This is a genomic window from Nostoc sp. 'Peltigera membranacea cyanobiont' 213 (assembly GCF_002245975.1).
In the GTDB taxonomy this organism is placed as follows: domain Bacteria; phylum Cyanobacteriota; class Cyanobacteriia; order Cyanobacteriales; family Nostocaceae; genus Nostoc.
In genome coordinates, this window is the sequence record NZ_NOLI01000050.1 from 17673 (window position 1) to 33211 (window position 15539).

Annotated in this window: 17 protein-coding genes and 1 pseudogene; 11 read left to right on the top strand and 7 right to left on the bottom strand. The window is 42.7% G+C overall.

The window, feature by feature from the left end:
* Positions 1-442 precede the first annotated feature (442 nt).
* The 3 genes and pseudogenes from CDG77_RS15680 to CDG77_RS39105 all read left to right on the top strand — a co-directional run.
* Entirely contained in the window at positions 443-640 is a 198-nt protein-coding gene (locus CDG77_RS15680; RefSeq protein ID WP_094330278.1) for a hypothetical protein, read from the top strand.
* 23 nt (positions 641-663) lie between these two features.
* Positions 664-2325 (top strand): PRC-barrel domain-containing protein, encoded by a 1662-nt coding sequence (locus tag CDG77_RS15685; RefSeq protein ID WP_094330279.1) that lies wholly within the window; start codon positions 664-666, stop codon positions 2323-2325.
* A gap of 103 nt (positions 2326-2428) precedes the next feature.
* Positions 2429-2545, top strand: a pseudogene (locus tag CDG77_RS39105) (CHASE2 domain-containing protein); the annotation flags it as partial.
* An 89-nt stretch (positions 2546-2634) separates the two neighbouring features.
* On the opposite strand, the gene CDG77_RS36540 reads toward CDG77_RS39105, so the two are convergent.
* The 4 genes from CDG77_RS36540 to CDG77_RS15705 form a co-directional block, all read right to left on the bottom strand.
* Entirely contained in the window at positions 2635-2793 is a 159-nt protein-coding gene (locus CDG77_RS36540) for a hypothetical protein (protein WP_190233984.1), read from the bottom strand.
* Positions 2794-3260: 467 nt separating this feature from the next.
* A complete protein-coding gene (locus tag CDG77_RS15695; protein ID WP_094330281.1) occupies positions 3261-4790 on the bottom strand; it encodes an efflux RND transporter periplasmic adaptor subunit in 1530 nt (509 codons plus the stop codon).
* Between the two features lie 68 nt (positions 4791-4858).
* A complete protein-coding gene (locus tag CDG77_RS15700) occupies positions 4859-5209 on the bottom strand; it encodes a hypothetical protein (protein ID WP_094330282.1) in 351 nt (116 codons plus the stop codon).
* 443 nt (positions 5210-5652) lie between these two features.
* Positions 5653-6564 carry a CoB--CoM heterodisulfide reductase iron-sulfur subunit B family protein gene (locus CDG77_RS15705; protein WP_094330283.1) on the bottom strand — a complete coding sequence of 304 codons (912 nt, stop codon included), beginning with the start codon at positions 6562-6564 and terminating at the stop codon, positions 5653-5655.
* A gap of 420 nt (positions 6565-6984) precedes the next feature.
* Here CDG77_RS15705 and acpP point away from each other — a divergent pair, with 420 nt between their 5' ends.
* Positions 6985-7239 (top strand): acyl carrier protein, encoded by a 255-nt coding sequence (acpP, locus tag CDG77_RS15710; protein ID WP_094330284.1) that lies wholly within the window; start codon positions 6985-6987, stop codon positions 7237-7239.
* Here acpP and CDG77_RS35500 read toward each other — a convergent pair.
* Positions 7236-7463 (bottom strand): hypothetical protein, encoded by a 228-nt coding sequence (locus CDG77_RS35500; protein WP_143857037.1) that lies wholly within the window; start codon positions 7461-7463, stop codon positions 7236-7238. The genes acpP and CDG77_RS35500 overlap by 4 nt on opposite strands.
* Before the next feature lie 72 nt (positions 7464-7535).
* Here CDG77_RS35500 and fabF point away from each other — a divergent pair, with 72 nt between their 5' ends.
* From fabF to CDG77_RS15740, 6 genes are all read left to right on the top strand, one after another.
* Complete coding sequence (gene fabF, locus CDG77_RS15715) at positions 7536-8786, top strand: beta-ketoacyl-ACP synthase II (protein WP_094330285.1); 1251 nt, start codon at positions 7536-7538, stop codon at positions 8784-8786.
* Positions 8787-9037: 251 nt separating this feature from the next.
* Entirely contained in the window at positions 9038-11065 is a 2028-nt protein-coding gene (gene tkt, locus CDG77_RS15720) for a transketolase (RefSeq protein ID WP_094330286.1), read from the top strand.
* A gap of 401 nt (positions 11066-11466) precedes the next feature.
* Entirely contained in the window at positions 11467-11760 is a 294-nt protein-coding gene (locus tag CDG77_RS15725; RefSeq protein ID WP_094330287.1) for a hypothetical protein, read from the top strand.
* Positions 11761-11765: 5 nt separating this feature from the next.
* Positions 11766-12176, top strand: coding sequence for a PIN domain-containing protein (locus CDG77_RS15730; RefSeq protein WP_094330288.1), 411 nt, complete (start codon positions 11766-11768; stop codon positions 12174-12176).
* Positions 12177-12192: 16 nt separating this feature from the next.
* Complete coding sequence (locus tag CDG77_RS15735; protein WP_094330289.1) at positions 12193-12729, top strand: hypothetical protein; 537 nt, start codon at positions 12193-12195, stop codon at positions 12727-12729.
* A gap of 439 nt (positions 12730-13168) precedes the next feature.
* Positions 13169-13573 carry a hypothetical protein gene (locus tag CDG77_RS15740; protein ID WP_094330290.1) on the top strand — a complete coding sequence of 135 codons (405 nt, stop codon included), beginning with the start codon at positions 13169-13171 and terminating at the stop codon, positions 13571-13573.
* Between the two features lie 210 nt (positions 13574-13783).
* Here the strand turns inward: CDG77_RS15740 and CDG77_RS37630 are convergent, their stop codons facing one another.
* Both CDG77_RS37630 and CDG77_RS15750 read right to left on the bottom strand, forming a co-directional pair.
* Complete coding sequence (locus CDG77_RS37630) at positions 13784-13975, bottom strand: hypothetical protein (protein ID WP_094330291.1); 192 nt, start codon at positions 13973-13975, stop codon at positions 13784-13786.
* Between the two features lie 373 nt (positions 13976-14348).
* The gene (locus CDG77_RS15750) at positions 14349-14954 is read right to left on the bottom strand and encodes a DUF3318 domain-containing protein (RefSeq protein ID WP_094330292.1); all 606 of its coding nucleotides are present in this window, start codon (positions 14952-14954) and stop codon (positions 14349-14351) included.
* Positions 14955-15225: 271 nt separating this feature from the next.
* On the opposite strand from CDG77_RS15750, the gene CDG77_RS15755 reads away from it, so the two are divergent.
* Positions 15226-15486 (top strand): hypothetical protein, encoded by a 261-nt coding sequence (locus CDG77_RS15755; RefSeq protein WP_094330293.1) that lies wholly within the window; start codon positions 15226-15228, stop codon positions 15484-15486.
* Positions 15487-15539 lie beyond the last annotated feature (53 nt).

Sequence of the window (15539 nt, forward strand, 5' to 3'; positions counted from 1 at the left end):
TAACGCATCTCAATTGAGGTCTTGCAGTTACCCTGCGGCGTTCCGCCCGACCCCCTAAAAAATGCTATCTGGGTGATTAGATCGTTTTTAAATAATGTTTCAGCAAACATTTAAACAGCGTGTAAGTCGTATATTGTTTTTGCACGAAAAAACTAAATATTTAACGATAAATTATAAAAAATATTAGTTTAAATTATCCATCAAGGTATTACAATTTTATTTGCTAAGGCTATAAATAAATAAATATATTTGTTTTAAAAAAAGCTAGGATAATGGATAACTAATATATCTACTTTGAAAAATATCTTTCTGAAAGAGAAAATAATCGATGGCATATCCCAGGAGATAGATATATACGTCTAATTAATAATGATATAAACGAAGTTGTCTAACTTTTATAGCAAGCTTCGTAACCAAAAAAATAAGAAATTAAGGGGGGAAAATGCCCAGGCTCATAGGACAGCGCTCTAATACTGGAGCCAATATCACCGTTTTAATTACCCTTGTGGCTATCTTTGGGGTATTCCTTGAATACTTTGGCGTTATTGACATCGCTCCTGGTTTTGGTCGAGAGGGGCGATATTTTCAGCTAAAAATTCAGCCAACCAACGAACAAGTCACTGGACAACCCAATCAATAATAAAAACTGCGAGGAATAGATAAATGCGTAAAGGTAGTGATGTTATCGATCAAGTAGTCGTTACATCTGACAATGGTAAGAAGATTGAGCGGATTATAGACTTAATTTTTGATCAAAAAAATAATCAAATTTTGGGTTTTCTGGTTGAAGAGAAGGGACTATTTCGGAATGCCAAAGTCATTCCCCTAGAAGAAGTGCAAGCGATTGGGTTAGATGCGATCGTTGTTAACTCGAAAGAATCTGTTGTTAAGGTACATCGTGTCCCTGCAATTAAAGAGATTCTGCACCAGAATCTCGTCTTAAAAGGAACCAGAATTCTGACCACTGAGGGACTTAACCTTGGTGTACTAGTTGATTTGTTCTTTGACGAGCATAGCGGGTTGGTGGAAGGATACGAAGTTTCTGGCGGTGTATTTGCCGATGCTTACTCGGGGCGATCGTTCGTTCCCGCTCCCGAAACGCTGACAATTGGTTATGATGTTGCCTTTGTACCTCCACAAACTGCTCAGATGATGCAAGAACAGATCGGTGGTATCCGAGGAGCCGTTCAAGCAACTGAAGACAAGTTGCAAGAATCGGCCCAAACAGCTAACCGTAGATTACAAAAAGCCAGCCAGGCAGCAGGTGAGCAACTGCAAAGCTCGGTAGACAATGTGAACCGCACGCTACAGTCAGCAAGCCAGTCGGCAGGCGAACAACTGCAAGCTGCAACTGATGCTACTAGCAGCAAACTGCAAGACCTCAATCGAGATGCATCTGCTTTACTAACAAATAATCTGGTTGACCCTGCGGAGCAAAAAATATTCGTGATTGGCAAGCATGTTGAGCGGGATGTGCTGACTCCAGATGGTAGTGTACTGTTACTACAGGGGCAGGAAGTCACCATAGTCGAGGCAGAAGCTGCCGATCGCATGGGTATCCTTGATGAACTATACCGGGCTACGGGTGGCAGTCTGACTGCAAATATTAGCCGCAATTTGAAAGCAGTAACAGAATCTACTAGCAATCAAATTCAGAGCGTAACTCAAAACAGTGCTGCTAACCTACGTTATTCGGTTGATGGGCTGGCAGCACAAGCGCGTCTAGCGATTCAGCAAGTAAGAGGGCGCAGAGTCTTACAAACAGTGCGTGCTGACGATGGCTTAATTATTGCGGCATCTGGGCAGATTGTAACTGAATCCATCCTCGATCGTGCCCAGATTTACGGCAAAGAAGCAGAATTACTGAGCGCGGCTGGTCTGGCTCTGGCAACCGCAGTTAGTTCTAGCGCAAATGACACGTGGTTAGAAACCAAAGTTCAACTGCGCGATGGAGCAAGCGTTGCCCAAAAGAACCTCAACACTTTCTGGCAAACTTTGAAAGAGCAGGCAGAAAAGTTACAAGGACGCAGCACACGGGCACTGAAGAAGCAACGAATTGAACAAGCCCTGGGTCGTCCAGTTACCCGCGTCATTCTCGATCCACAAGACAATGTGATTTTGAATGTGGGTGAATTAATTACGCATCGCGCTGTGCGTCAGGCTGAAGAAAGTGGAGTTTTGAATATCTTAGTGAGTTCAGTCTATATTAAGGAGCCAGAAATATCCGATCGAGAACTGCGGGCCCAAGAACATGGAATGGCGGCTCTGGCGCATCACGGTAATGGGCGATCGCAAATTGAAGTCAAATCAATCTCAGTAAACTAATCCTCGGCTTTAATACTTGTAAACTATTACTAAATTACCGTTCCTCTGACTCTCTGTTAAAGGCTGTCGAGCAAATTACCTTAAAAGATTTGCTCAGAGGCTCAGAGGTGCGATCGATCCGAATATGGTAAAGAATCGGATTGTACTTATTGGTATTACTAACCAAAGCGCCGATGATTATTTTTCTACCCCTTACACTACTGGTACCAGTTCTGGATGAAGGTGCGCCGAACTATATGAGGAATGAACCGCAAAGGACGCAAAAGGCACAAAGAAAGAAATAAGAAGCAAAGGAAATTTGGCGCAGCTTCACAAAGAAATGGTATGAGCATAAGCAGGAAATACCAGGAGTGATGATTCAAGCCCGTCTGAAAACTTTTTTGCCATTTCAACGGCTGATATTGAAGAACTGCGGATGAGAGTAGATGCCTGTTTAACCAGTGGTTTGCGATTGCGTGATTCGATCATTGCTAAACTTTGCTTGTGAAACTAAATTTAAGTACAGCATTTTATTAATTAATTCGTAGCTAAGTAGAACAGGGTAAATAATTAAAGGTTTGTAGTGAGAACTTTAGTTCTCAAATCAGGACTAAAGTCCTTACTACGAACTGATTTTCGCTAAAGTTACATTACATAGTTTGTTTTTTTCAAGTCGTTCTACTTAATTAAATTTGGTCATACCCTGCAATGCCATTTATCGGCTTGCATTGTGAATGCATTGGCTTGCATTGTGAATGCATTGGCTTGCATTGTGAATGCATTGGCTTGCATTGTGAATGCATCGACTTGCATTGTGAATGCATCGACTTGCATTGTGAATGCATCGACTTGCATTGTGAATGCATCGACTTGCATTGTGAATGCATCGACTTGCATTGTGAATGCATCGACTTGCATTGTGAATGCGTTCTCCTGTATTAAAGGGAAAAACTGTACTAAGGGCCACCAGGAGGAGGGCCACCCATACCGCCAGGAGAAACACCCCTGTTAGTGTTACTATTTTTCTTAGAATCCGCTGGCGCACTCACCAAAATCTTTTCATTTCCTTGTAAACCTGATTGCACAACGGTTTTGTTATTTACCGTAGCTCCAGTTTTAATTGGCACAAATCGAGTGCTGCCATTTTCTGTAAGCACCTGCACTCCCGTACCGTTGCTCTGACGAGCGATCGCCACCGTTGGGACAACAAGCACATTGTTTAATTCGCCTGCATCGAATTTCGCATCAACATTCATGCTTGGAAGCAGCAGAGTCTCAGGATCGGTGAAATCCACTTTAACTTTAACGCTGGTAACATTGGTTGCCACAGTTGCCTGAGCCGCAACCTGGGCAACTTTTCCCTTAAAGGTTTTGTCAGGATACGCATCGGCTGTAATGCTTACCGACTGCCCTACCTTAATTTTGCTAATATCGGTTTCGGCAATATTTGCTACAACCTGATAGGTTGATGCCAGCGACAGAATCGAAGAAGAGGTCGATCCCGAAACCGAACTCCCAGATGTTGTTGGTGTAACGAAATCACCTGGATCGGAATACTTGGAAGTCACAATCCCACTAAATGGGGCACGAATTACTGTGTCTTGAATTTGTGTTTGAATCGTTTTTAGACTGCCCTGTTGCTGAACTACTTGAGCGCGTGCGGCATCAATATCTTCCTGACGGTTTCCTGCTTTCAGTAGTGCTAAAGCTTCCTGTTTTTCCTTAACTGCTGCCTTTAGTTGCTCGATATTTTCTTTGCGCGATCCAGCTTTTTGCAATGCTAGCGCTTGCTGGGTTTCATTTACGGAAGCTTTGGCGCTATCGCGGTCGGCACGTTTTTGGTTTAAAGTCTGAAGGGAAATAGCACCGGCGTTGTATAGTTCCTGATTGCGGCTTAAATCATCTTCGGCTTTTGTTAAACTTGCTTGGGCGCTTTTTAAACGTGCGTCAGCTTGAGCAATATCTTGAGAGCGATTACCTGCTTCTGCTTTTTCTAAAGTCGCTTGGGCTTGTTCTAATTGTGCCTGTGAAGCAGCAATATCTTGAGGACGATTACCAGCGATCGCCTTTTGCAAATTTGCTTGAGCAGCAGCCAGAGAACCCTGAGCTTGAATTAATTGCCCTTGCAGATTTGAGTCATCCATATATGCCAGGATTTGCCCTGCTTTCACAGAGTCACCTTCATCTACTAGCAATTTCTTTAGCTGTCCAGAACTTTTGGGGCTGACGTTGGTCGATTGTTTGGCTTCAACAGTACCATTGGCTGAGATTGTAATCGGTAACGTTTCTCGCTCGACTGGAATCGTCTGCATTTTGCTTCTGGCTTCTTGAGTGGAAGAAATCACCGTCTGACGGTAAACGAGGTATCCACCACCTGTAAGTGAACTGAGTATCAATAACCCCATCAGCCATTTCGTCAGTTTGCCTTTTATCAAACCTTCTTTAAAAGGTTTGAGTGTAATTTGTTGGGGAGAATTAAGTGTCATAGGTTATGAATGCACCTTGGTTGTAAACAACAATTGAGTCATTGCGATTGACTCCTGCAAGCAATTGATTAATTGCTCAAAGGACGTGACGGAATCCCCAACGCTTCCCGCAATTTCTCTTCGGTGACACCAAGCTTTGTAGCTGCCGCTTTCAGGTCGGGACGGCGACGCTCTCCATCTGGTGGATTGGTTGAATTAGTGGGTACTCCCAAAGCTTCTTTTAACTTGGCTTCGGTAACACCGAGTTTTTGAGCCGCAGCTGTAAAATCAATCTGACGGTGCGATCGCCTTCCTTGCGGCGATCGCTCACCCGCTTGAGAGGGATTTTGGGCGGTCAGATTTGGGTTACTGGCTGCTTGACCACAGGATGCAAGGGTGAGGGAAATGGCTGCCAAAGCTAGAAATTGACGAATAATCATAACAATCAATCTTGTTTTGCTGAGATTGGAAAGAGTTGATAGTTTTAATTACACCAGCCCAATATGACAGCTTTCCCTTTGTCTTAATTACAATTTTGTAATAATAGCGATTCTCATTTGAATGAGTTATATGGCTAGGGGCGCACAGCTAGCTGTGCGCCCCTACCTGGTTAATTATTTCTTTCTGAGCCGTTCGGAAATTTGCGTAGGCGTATATTTCTAGATGAGACAGGAGTTTTATTAGGTCTGGTAAGAACTCATGCGCGTTCGTAACAAAGAACAAGAGCTTACGACCAAAAACCATATTTACGCGAAGCGACGGTCGCGGCTACACGAGACTTTACCTAATAACCTTTGATTTTTCAACTATAGAGGAGAAACAAAGCAAGCTTTTGCTTAAGTTAATACCAATCAACTTGTGCCCATAGCTTGTACTCCACAAACTAAAATCCTAATTTCTCCAGCACTGGCTTGGTGGAAACAACATGGCGTTCTAAACCCAGTTCTTTTGGACTAACCCCAAGTGCTAAAGCAATTAACTGGGGTAAATGCAACACTGGTAAACCTAACTTTTGCTCAATAACCTTTTCCACCTCTGGCTGACGCGAGTCTAAATTTAAGTGGCACAGCGGACAAGGTGTAACTATACAGTCAGCACCAGATGTTAAAGCATCCTGAATATGCATCCCCGCCATTTTGAAAGATTGGGTAGTCGCATAGCTAGCTAAGGGCCAACCACAACATTGTGTCCGGCCTCGGTAATAAATTGGTGTTGCACCCACCGCCCGAAACATATTTTCCATCGCCTCTGGTTGAAAAGGGTCGTCATAAGGCATGGATTTTTGGGCGCGGAGGAGATAGCAGCCATAAAAAGCCGCACATTTTAATCCACTTAACTTTCGGGTGACACGTTTGGTAATTTCCTCTAAACCGTAATCTGTCACCAAAGCGTAGAGGAGATGTTTAACATCAGTACTGCCGCGATAAGGCGAACAGCCTTCTTTATGCAGCAAACCATTAACCTGTTCAATGTAAGTAGGATCAGTTGTTTGGCATTCTTTCAGGTGTTCGTTGACATGACCAATAACACCCTGACAAGTACTGCAATGAGTAAGTAAAGGTAAATTTAATTCTTCAGCTAAAGCAATATTTCTAGCGTTGACTGTATCTTCCAGCAGTTGAGAATCTTCTTTAAATGTGCCGGAACCGCAGCAAGCAGCTTTTTTAAGTTCAACCAATTCAATACCCAGTGCTTTGGTAAGAGCTTGAGTTGACTGATAAAGTTCCCGACAGGCCCCTTGGGCAACACAACCAGGGAAGTAAGCGTATTTGAGTTTGAGTGTCTGAGATAGCATAGAGGTATATTTGGGTTAGAGCGATCGCTCTAAACAATAACTGTTTTATTACTCCTTGTTAGCACTAAAGTTCTGATGTTTGACATTCAGTGACCCTTTAACCGTCTAGGTTAAAAGCCACAGCGTCTATATATTATGATTGCTAGCAAGGCTGTGAATACTGACCAAGACATTGTAAAAAAATTTAGTAATAATTAGACAACTGAAGCATTTACACGGTATCGGTGATGGCGTAACCCGCTCCCCTACCCAATTCCCAGAAAACTTACCCTATCCTTTTGAGGGATGAGAGGGGTTTTCTCAGAGAAAAACCCTTGGTAGTGTACGGGCGATCGCGCTTGACGATAAGATGTATATGCTCAAAACAATGTCTCCTGTAAAGAGCAGAACCTCGCAACTGGTTAAGGACTTTTACTATTTATGAGCCAAACGGAACTTTTTGATAAGGTCAAGAAAATTGTCGCCGAACAACTGAGTGTTGACGACCCTGCCAAAATCACACCCCAATCAAAGTTTATGGACGATCTAGGAGCAGATTCCTTGGATACCGTTGAACTGGTGATGGCTTTGGAAGAAGAATTTGATATCGAAATTCCTGACGAAGCTGCCGAGCAGATTATATCGGTTCAAGACGCAGTAGATTACATCAATAACAAAGTTACCGCATCAGCTTAAAAAAAGTTTTGAGTCTTTGTTGGCCCTTGGCGTTTCCCCTTCTGCCAAAGGGAGAGGCTAGCGCCAAAGGAGAAGTTTAGATGGCTTTGTCTCACCCCCTCTGGGCGTTGATGGCAAAAACCACTGCTTTGACTTTTCACTGAGTGCTGAACAGTTAAAAGTTTAAGAGTTAGAGTTTTAGGAGGCAAAATTTTGGAGTTTTCTCTATCTTTGGGTGCTTCCAAAACTCACAACTCACAACTTGAAACTCAGCACTGTTTAATGCCTGCTGCTTTTTCGCCACATTTAACTGAATCATGACAGATCATACACGTAAACGCGTTGTTGTAACTGGTGTTGGCGCGATTACACCTATAGGTAACACAGCAACAGAATATTGGGATGGATTATTGAGTGGACGCAATGGCATTGACTACATCACATTTTTTGATGCGTCTCGCCATGATTGCCGGATTGCTGGTGAGGTAAAAAACTTCGATCCACATGATTATTTAGAGCGCAAAGACGCGAAGCGCATGGATCGATTTGCCCAATTTGGGGTTTCAGCAGCAAAACAGGCTCTATCTAACGCGCAGTTAGTTATTAATGAACTGAATGCAGAACAGGTAGGTGTCATGATCGGTTCTGGCGTTGGCGGCATTAAGGTATTAGAAGACCAGCAAACTATCTACCTCAACCGCGGGCCCGATCGCTGTAGTCCATTCATGATACCGATGATGATCGCCAATATGGCAGCAGGATTAACGGCAATTCACACGGGTGCTAAAGGGCCAAATTCCTGCCCAGTAACTGCCTGCGCTGCTGGCTCCAACGCTGTTGGCGATGCTTTTCGCTTAATTCAAGGGGGATATGCCCAAGCGATGATTTGCGGCGGAACCGAGTCAGCTGTGACACCATTATCAATGGCTGGGTTTGCCGCTTGCAAAGCCCTCTCTTTTCGCAATGACGATCCGGCTCATGCTTGCCGTCCCTTTGACCGCGATCGCGATGGATTTGTCTTGGGTGAAGGTTCAGGAATTTTAATTTTAGAAGAACTGCAACACGCCCTGAGTCGCGGCGCTCACATTTATGCCGAAATGATCGGCTATGGTATGACCTGTGACGCATACCATATTACTTCCCCCGTCCCTGGTGGACTTGGAGCCGCTAGAGCGATCGAATTAGCGCTCAAAGATGGCGGTATCGCTCCCGAACAGATTAGCTACATTAATGCTCACGGCACTAGTACCCCAGCTAATGATTCAACTGAAACCTCAGCCATCAAAAAAGCCTTGGGAGAACATGCTTATAAGGTGGCAATTAGCTCAACCAAATCGATGACAGGTCATTTATTAGGCGGTTCTGGAGGTATTGAAGCAGTAGCAACAGTACTGGCGATCGCTAATGACCAAATTCCTCCGACAATCAATCTGGAAAATCCCGATCCTGAATGTGACTTAGATTACGTGCCTAACTCCAGCCGCGCTCAAAAAGTCGAGGTGGCAATATCCAATTCTTTTGGGTTTGGCGGTCATAATGTCACACTGGCCTTTAAGAAATACGTCTAAAAATTTCCCATTTTATCGCTGTCAGTTCTCCTGAAATGACTGCGCTAAAAGTATCAGAAATATCATTCCGATATAACTTAAGCGTTCAGCATGACCCAATTATCAGCTTGATTTATCACTAGAAACTCAGGAGATCCCGCTTGTCCATCGACAAGTGGGAATGGGATGATGAGGATACTGTGGGGAATCTAAAATAACCCCAGCAAGAGAAGCTACAAAGAGTGCTAACCCGTCGTTAAAAACAAGAGATTATGACTGTTGCAACCCAATCCCTCAAAGAACTGTCCCTCGAAGAACTTTGTATTAACTCGATCCGCTTCTTGGCTGTTGATGCCGTAGAAAAGGCAAAATCGGGACACCCAGGACTGCCAATGGGCGCGGCTCCGATGGCTTTTGTCCTCTGGGATCGATTTTTGAAGTTTAATCCCAAGAATCCTAAATGGTTTAATCGCGATCGCTTTGTCTTATCTGCCGGTCATGGCTCGATGTTGCTGTATGCCTTACTCTACTTGACAGGCTACGATAGTGTAAGCATTGAAGATATCAAGCAATTCCGTCAATGGGGTTCTAGAACTCCCGGACACCCAGAAAACTTTGAAACCCCAGGCGTGGAAGTCACAACTGGCCCCTTGGGTCAAGGAATCGCCAATGGAGTTGGTTTAGCGATCGCCGAAGCACACCTTGCCGCTAAATATAACAAACCCGATACCAAGATTGTTGACCATTACACCTACGTAATTTTAGGTGATGGTTGCAACATGGAAGGAATTTCTGGTGAAGCTTGTTCTTACGCAGGACACTTGGGATTAGGCAAACTCATTGCTTTGTATGACGACAACCACATCTCCATCGACGGTTCCACAGATGTGGCATTCACCGAAGATGTTTCCAAGCGCTTTGAAGCTTACGGTTGGCACGTTTTACATGTCAAAGATGGTAATACAGATTTAGCAGCGATCGCTAAAGCAATTGAAGAAGCTAAAGCTGTCACCGATAAGCCATCAATGATTAAGGTGACAACCACCATCGGTTATGGTTCCCCTAACAAACAAAACACTGCTGGCGTTCACGGCGCTGCTTTGGGTGCAGACGAAATTGCCTTGACTCGTAAACAACTTAAGTGGGAATACGAGCCTTTCGTTATTCCAGAAGAAGCCCTCAACCACACACGGAAAGCAGTTGAGCGTGGCGCAGGTTACGAAGAGGAATGGAACAAAACATTTGCCGACTACAAAGCTAAGTATGCCCAAGAAGCAGCTGAATTTGAACGCTACATTAGCGGCAAACTACCCGACGGTTGGGATAAAGTACTACCAACCTACACCCCAGAAGACAAAGGATTGCCCACCCGTAAGCACTCAGAAACCTGCCTCAACAAATTAGCAGCAGTTTTACCTGAATTGATTGGTGGTTCGGCTGACTTGACCCACTCCAACCTTACCGAAGTCAAGGGCAAAGGCGACTTTCAAAAAGGGCAATACGAAAACCCCAACATCCACTTTGGTGTCCGGGAACATGCTATGGGAGCAATCTGTAATGGCATAGCGCTGCACAGTTCGGGATTAATTCCTTACGGTGCTACCTTCTTAATCTTCACAGACTACATGCGTGCTGCCATCCGCTTATCCGCCCTTTCCCAAGCTGGCTCGATTTGGGTGATGACTCACGATTCCATTGGACAAGGTGAAGATGGCCCAACACACCAACCCATTGAAACTCTGGCTTCCTTGCGTGCCATTCCTAATTTAACGGTGTTTCGTCCCGCAGACGGTAACGAAACCTCTGGCGCTTATAAAATAGCGATCGAGAAAGCCAAGCAAAATGCTCCGTCTCTGTTGGCGTTAACCCGTCAAAACGTCCCCAACTTGGCAGGTACATCAATTGAAAAGGTGGCCAAGGGTGGATACACGGTGGTGGATTCTGAAGGTACACCAGAGTTGATTTTAATTGGCACTGGTTCAGAATTGAGCCTCGCCGTCAGCGCAGCCGAAAAACTCACGGCTGAAGGAAAGAAAGTCCGTGTTGTCTCACTACCTTCATGGGATCTCTTTGAAGCACAAGATGCAGCCTATAAAGAGTCTGTTCTACCGAAAGCTGTCACCAAGCGTTTGTCTGTAGAAGCTGCTAGCAGCTTCGGCTGGCACAAATACGTTGGTACTGAAGGCGATTGCGTTAGTATCGATCGTTTTGGTGCTTCGGCTCCAGGCAATGTTTGTCTAGAGAAGTTTGGCTTTAGCGTTGATAATGTTTTAGCTAAAGCTAAACAATTGTTGGGTTAATAGAAACAGAATATTCTCAAAATTTTGTGGGGTGGGCTGAAATGCCCGCCTTTTTTTAACGCAAAGGGGCGCTGAGTGAGATTGTTTATAATTCAATCCGGTTCAGTTAAGCATTTTTCTCTCTTTGCTTCCTTCTCTACGAGACGCTACGCGATTGCGGTTCGTCAAAAAATTGATTTTGGCAAAGAGTTTTAGCCTTAACTGAGAGGTTGTTTGAAAAGGGTTGGCTTGAGCCTCAAGTATGACTCAGTGGCGCGATCTCAAATACCAAAACTCCGATTCTCTCGTAGCATTTTCTCGGTAGCCAGGGTAGTGAAACACACGCTTGAGGACTTTTGAAACATCCTCTGAATTGTATTGGTTTATAATTGAGGTAATTAGTTAAATATTGGGAGGAAGTTATGCAAGAAGTTTCTAGCTATCATCAAGAACTTATCAATCGGATATCGCCAATTGTGGAAAATTTATTTAAAGGTAATAGTTTATATGAAGTAAAGTTAAATAAACTGGAAATAAGCCAAATGTTAGTTGAACTGTTTGGGCAATTCTCACGAGAAGAAATGAGAGAAATTAAAGATGATGATTTGATAGATAGAATAGATAGTATTTTAATTTTAGAGGCAGTTTCAGGTACGTTAAACGATTTAACACCGGAGCAAATCAAAATGTACGATGAAGCAGTAAAGCGAAAATAGACAAAGTGACTTATTTATTAGATACAAACATTGTTAGTTATATTTTGAAGAGAAATGTAATTGTAGATCGGAAATTTCGGGAAGTCCTGCGTCTGAAACAAGATGTGTTTATTAGTTGCATAACTTACTATGAAGTCAAACGAGGCCTTTTAGCTATCAATGCAACTAGACAGTTAGTTGAGTTTAATAAATTTTGTCAAGTATATAAAATTATATTAATAGATGATTTAGAGATTATTGAACTAGCATGTGAAATATATGTGGACTTACAACGCAGAGGGTTTACTATCCAAGAGCAAGATATATTGATAGCGGCTACAGCGATCGCACGCGGATTAATTCTGGTTTCTAATGACTCTGACTTGCTGCGAGTGCAAAATATTAATTTAGAAAACTGGCTGCAAACTGATTATTAAAATATCTTTATTTATTATGGATAACACTTCTTTACCTCAAAAAGATTTATTATCAAATATTACCTTTTTTGCAGGGATTGTAATTGGAGTTATAAGTGCAAATTTAATCATTTTTTTGATGAAAGAAAGTACTAATCTGGATTTAGTCATCACAGGATCAAAAGTAGGAGCTATTTTTGTAATCTTAACTGTAGTCATTGTTTGGAATATACAGTGGCTTATTAAAAAAGATTTTTATATTAATATATTCTCTTGGTTAGTAACAGCATTGATCGTAGGAACTATAGTAGGGCTAATTATTGAAGATAGAATTGGAACTATATTTGCAGTAGGATTTACATTGGGTATTGTAGTAATGACTGCTACTTTAACTTTATGTGGTTATGTCACTATTGGTATTTTATCTATTGGTTTTTACCCTAGATGTGTTATTTGGGTAAATTCGCTTGAGGCTATTAGAGTATTCTTAACTACGCTAGCAGTCAAGCTGGTAGTAATTATCTTTTTCCACGGTATTGATATACACAGCATAAAGTCTTATTTGCTTTGGTGAGCGATGCCTACAACGGGCGATGCCTACGCAACGCTTGACTACTAAACCGAGAGAATTAAATATTAACCCCGCTTGCTGAGTTTAATTATTTTGTCAACTATCTTTAGACAGATAGGGGAAATACTACGCGGCTGGTCGTCAGAAACGGCTTGCTAGTAATGAAAAAATGAAATTTGCATACCAGAGAATATTCTGTGGATACTGAATTTATTTTGTCAATGTGTAATCTTTAGCATGGTTTATTCAATCAGCAGGGCCTTCTGTGGACTTAATCTATATTCATGCTTTCAGTGGATGCAGTTATGACTTTATAAATGCGACTATATGTATGTCCTCAAACAATAGATAGTTGCTGTTGTCCAATTGAAAAAATATGATTTTTCTGACTCCAGTAACTTTAGATTTATCTAATTGTTTGATGTTTTGAGAAGGTAACACAATGAATAACATCCTAAAGCGCACACTTTTACCCAGCCTCATGGCTGCAAGTTTAGCTGGTGTAACTTTGGTTCCCGCTAAACCGGCTGCTGCTGATGACCAAGTACTACGAGATGCAGGTATTGGGGCTGTTACCAACGTTGTCACTGGAGCCGTTAGAGGAAATGGTAATGTATTAGGCAATGCCGTCAAAGGTGGTGTCACTGGTGCAGCCGTTAACGGTGCAAATGGTCTGAGAAACACTCGCAATCGCCGTCACCGCAATATTGGTCAAGATGTTGGAGTCGGTGCAGGTGCTAGCGCAGTCACTGGCGTAGTTACTGGCGATGGCAGAGATACTCTTGGGAATGCTGTTGATGGTGCAGCTGTAGGTGCAGCAATCCATCTGCTCACCAATGGCAAATAATTCGTAAATTCATCAGCAAAAATACTTCCCAGATGTTAACAAGTTGCACTTGTAAACACTACGAACTTATCCCTCCCTTAATTCCTCTCCTTTTAGGATGAGCAAACACAGCCCCCTTTCCCTAATAGAGAAAGGGGGCTGGTGGGTTAGATTTATATTGGGATATGTGCCACCGTCAGGTTCAGATGACTTTAAACTTAATAGTAAACTCTAGCCCTTCAACGCTTTTCTAAAGTTTCGACGATAGGATTGATTTGTAAGAAACAAAGCTGGCCATAGCAACGATAAACCAATGCGATTGGTCAAAGTTGGATTAAAATTAGTCCGTCCAAACCCGTTCCAAAATTTCCAAACGCCCCCTCCGTAAACCCCTATCAAGCCAATAACAATTAAAGTACCCATTCCTATCAACCCCGTTAGTAACTGACAGAATTTAAGTTAAGTTTTACCACACTAGGTAAGCACTTCATAAGTAACACCGAGAAGGTATGATAGAACTCCCCATTTACATCTAAGTCAGTTAAACACACATTCTCTTATTCCAGTGTAAGATAGCCCCATGCATTGCAGCTAGTTGGAGGCTCATGTCTCGCACTTTGTTAGAAGCCTTGAGCTAAATACACAAAACCGTATTTGTGGCCAAAAACTTGCTGTAGTGAGGAATAAAGTATAAATCATGCTAAAAATTAAGCTTAGACAATACCAAAACCTCATCTAAATTTTAGATGTCTTGGGAGCGATCGCTCTCAAAAACCCATATCCAGAAACATTTATTCTACTTATCATAACTTTCTGGCATACCCACTGCTGATAAACCTGCGATCGCTCTGAGATTTTGGCAACGAATCAACTCAGTAAAATTTAAACCAGAACGCCCTTCAATTTTGGCTACCGCTTCAATGGCAGATAACAGGTGCTGCGCTGCTTCCGCTTCGGAATAACCTCGCCGTTGTGCTATGCGAATTGCTGCTGCATCGGCATTTAACTCTGACTCAAGAGATTTATTAGTCCGCCAGATCCGAAAAGCAGCGATCGCACTTAATCCCCCTGCTACGGCGACACCCACTACATCTGACTGTGATGCTTCCAATAATCCACCTAACAGACCCGCCAGCACCACACCTTGATAAATGTCTGGTTTAAACCACTTCACCCCTGTCAACCAGCTAACCATCTGCAACAGCAGCAAATCTCGTTGCGGCTTTGCTAGGCGAGGCCATAAATCAAAATTAATATATATCGGTCGCGCCTGATTCCAGGGTTGGGGAAAGGAGGCGTAAATTACTTTTGCTTGCTCTGGCTTACTAACGATTTTTGTCGTCATCCGACCAGAAGCAGGCATCACATCTAATAAACGGCGAATTTCAACATTTGGCTCCATAAATTTAATTATTAGCCATAATGTGCATAGTAATTATTTTAGTTACCATTTGTGTTAACCTTTGATTTGTGAGATGCTCTCGCAGTCTTTCTAAATAGTTATTCTCTTAGTGAAAATCTCTATAAATGGCGATTTGTAAATAGTTCAGACAAAGCCATAAGAATATTGATTAAGCAGTTCGATAGTGTGGCGGGATTTTATAGTATCCGTTTGCCCCTAAGTTCAAAACCTCAAAGTTTTGGATAATCATTGATACTAAAGTTGTAACGACATGGACGCTTTTGCTACCCTCCCACCTGAATGGACGAATAAGGCAGTACATGCATCTGAATTTTGCTGTCCTAACTGCCACTCAACTAGCCGAGAAGCTGAAAAAGTTTGGCTAAATCGGCGATCGCCTGTTTTTACAGAAGACCGTCGTCGCAAATGGCAAGAGTTCTACTCCTGTCACTGTAGTACTGTGTGGTGGGCTTGGAGTAGCGATCGCCCCCCAAAAGATATATCTAATCAATCAGATTATAATCCCACATAACTAATTTTTCCTGAACAAAAGCCCACCTTAAGGCGGGCTTTTGTTTATCTAAT

Bases quoted from the DNA above. Each gene is read 5' to 3' on its own strand.
- CDG77_RS36540 (WP_190233984.1), bottom strand. From the start codon at position 2,793: ATGATCGAATCACGCAATCGCAAACCACTGGTTAAACAGGCATCTACT.
- fabF (WP_094330285.1), top strand. From the start codon at position 7,536: ATGACAGATCATACACGTAAACGCGTTGTTGTAACTGGTGTTGGCGCG.
- CDG77_RS15685 (WP_094330279.1), top strand. From the start codon at position 664: ATGCGTAAAGGTAGTGATGTTATCGATCAAGTAGTCGTTACATCTGAC.
- CDG77_RS15750 (WP_094330292.1), bottom strand. From the start codon at position 14,954: ATGGAGCCAAATGTTGAAATTCGCCGTTTATTAGATGTGATGCCTGCT.
- CDG77_RS15755 (WP_094330293.1), top strand. From the start codon at position 15,226: ATGGACGCTTTTGCTACCCTCCCACCTGAATGGACGAATAAGGCAGTA.
- CDG77_RS15695 (WP_094330281.1), bottom strand. From the start codon at position 4,790: ATGACACTTAATTCTCCCCAACAAATTACACTCAAACCTTTTAAAGAA.
- CDG77_RS15735 (WP_094330289.1), top strand. From the start codon at position 12,193: ATGGATAACACTTCTTTACCTCAAAAAGATTTATTATCAAATATTACC.
- CDG77_RS15680 (WP_094330278.1), top strand. From the start codon at position 443: ATGCCCAGGCTCATAGGACAGCGCTCTAATACTGGAGCCAATATCACC.
- CDG77_RS15740 (WP_094330290.1), top strand. From the start codon at position 13,169: ATGAATAACATCCTAAAGCGCACACTTTTACCCAGCCTCATGGCTGCA.
- acpP (WP_094330284.1), top strand. From the start codon at position 6,985: ATGAGCCAAACGGAACTTTTTGATAAGGTCAAGAAAATTGTCGCCGAA.
- CDG77_RS15705 (WP_094330283.1), bottom strand. From the start codon at position 6,564: ATGCTATCTCAGACACTCAAACTCAAATACGCTTACTTCCCTGGTTGT.
- CDG77_RS15725 (WP_094330287.1), top strand. From the start codon at position 11,467: ATGCAAGAAGTTTCTAGCTATCATCAAGAACTTATCAATCGGATATCG.
- tkt (WP_094330286.1), top strand. From the start codon at position 9,038: ATGACTGTTGCAACCCAATCCCTCAAAGAACTGTCCCTCGAAGAACTT.
- CDG77_RS37630 (WP_094330291.1), bottom strand. From the start codon at position 13,975: ATGGGTACTTTAATTGTTATTGGCTTGATAGGGGTTTACGGAGGGGGC.
- CDG77_RS15700 (WP_094330282.1), bottom strand. From the start codon at position 5,209: ATGATTATTCGTCAATTTCTAGCTTTGGCAGCCATTTCCCTCACCCTT.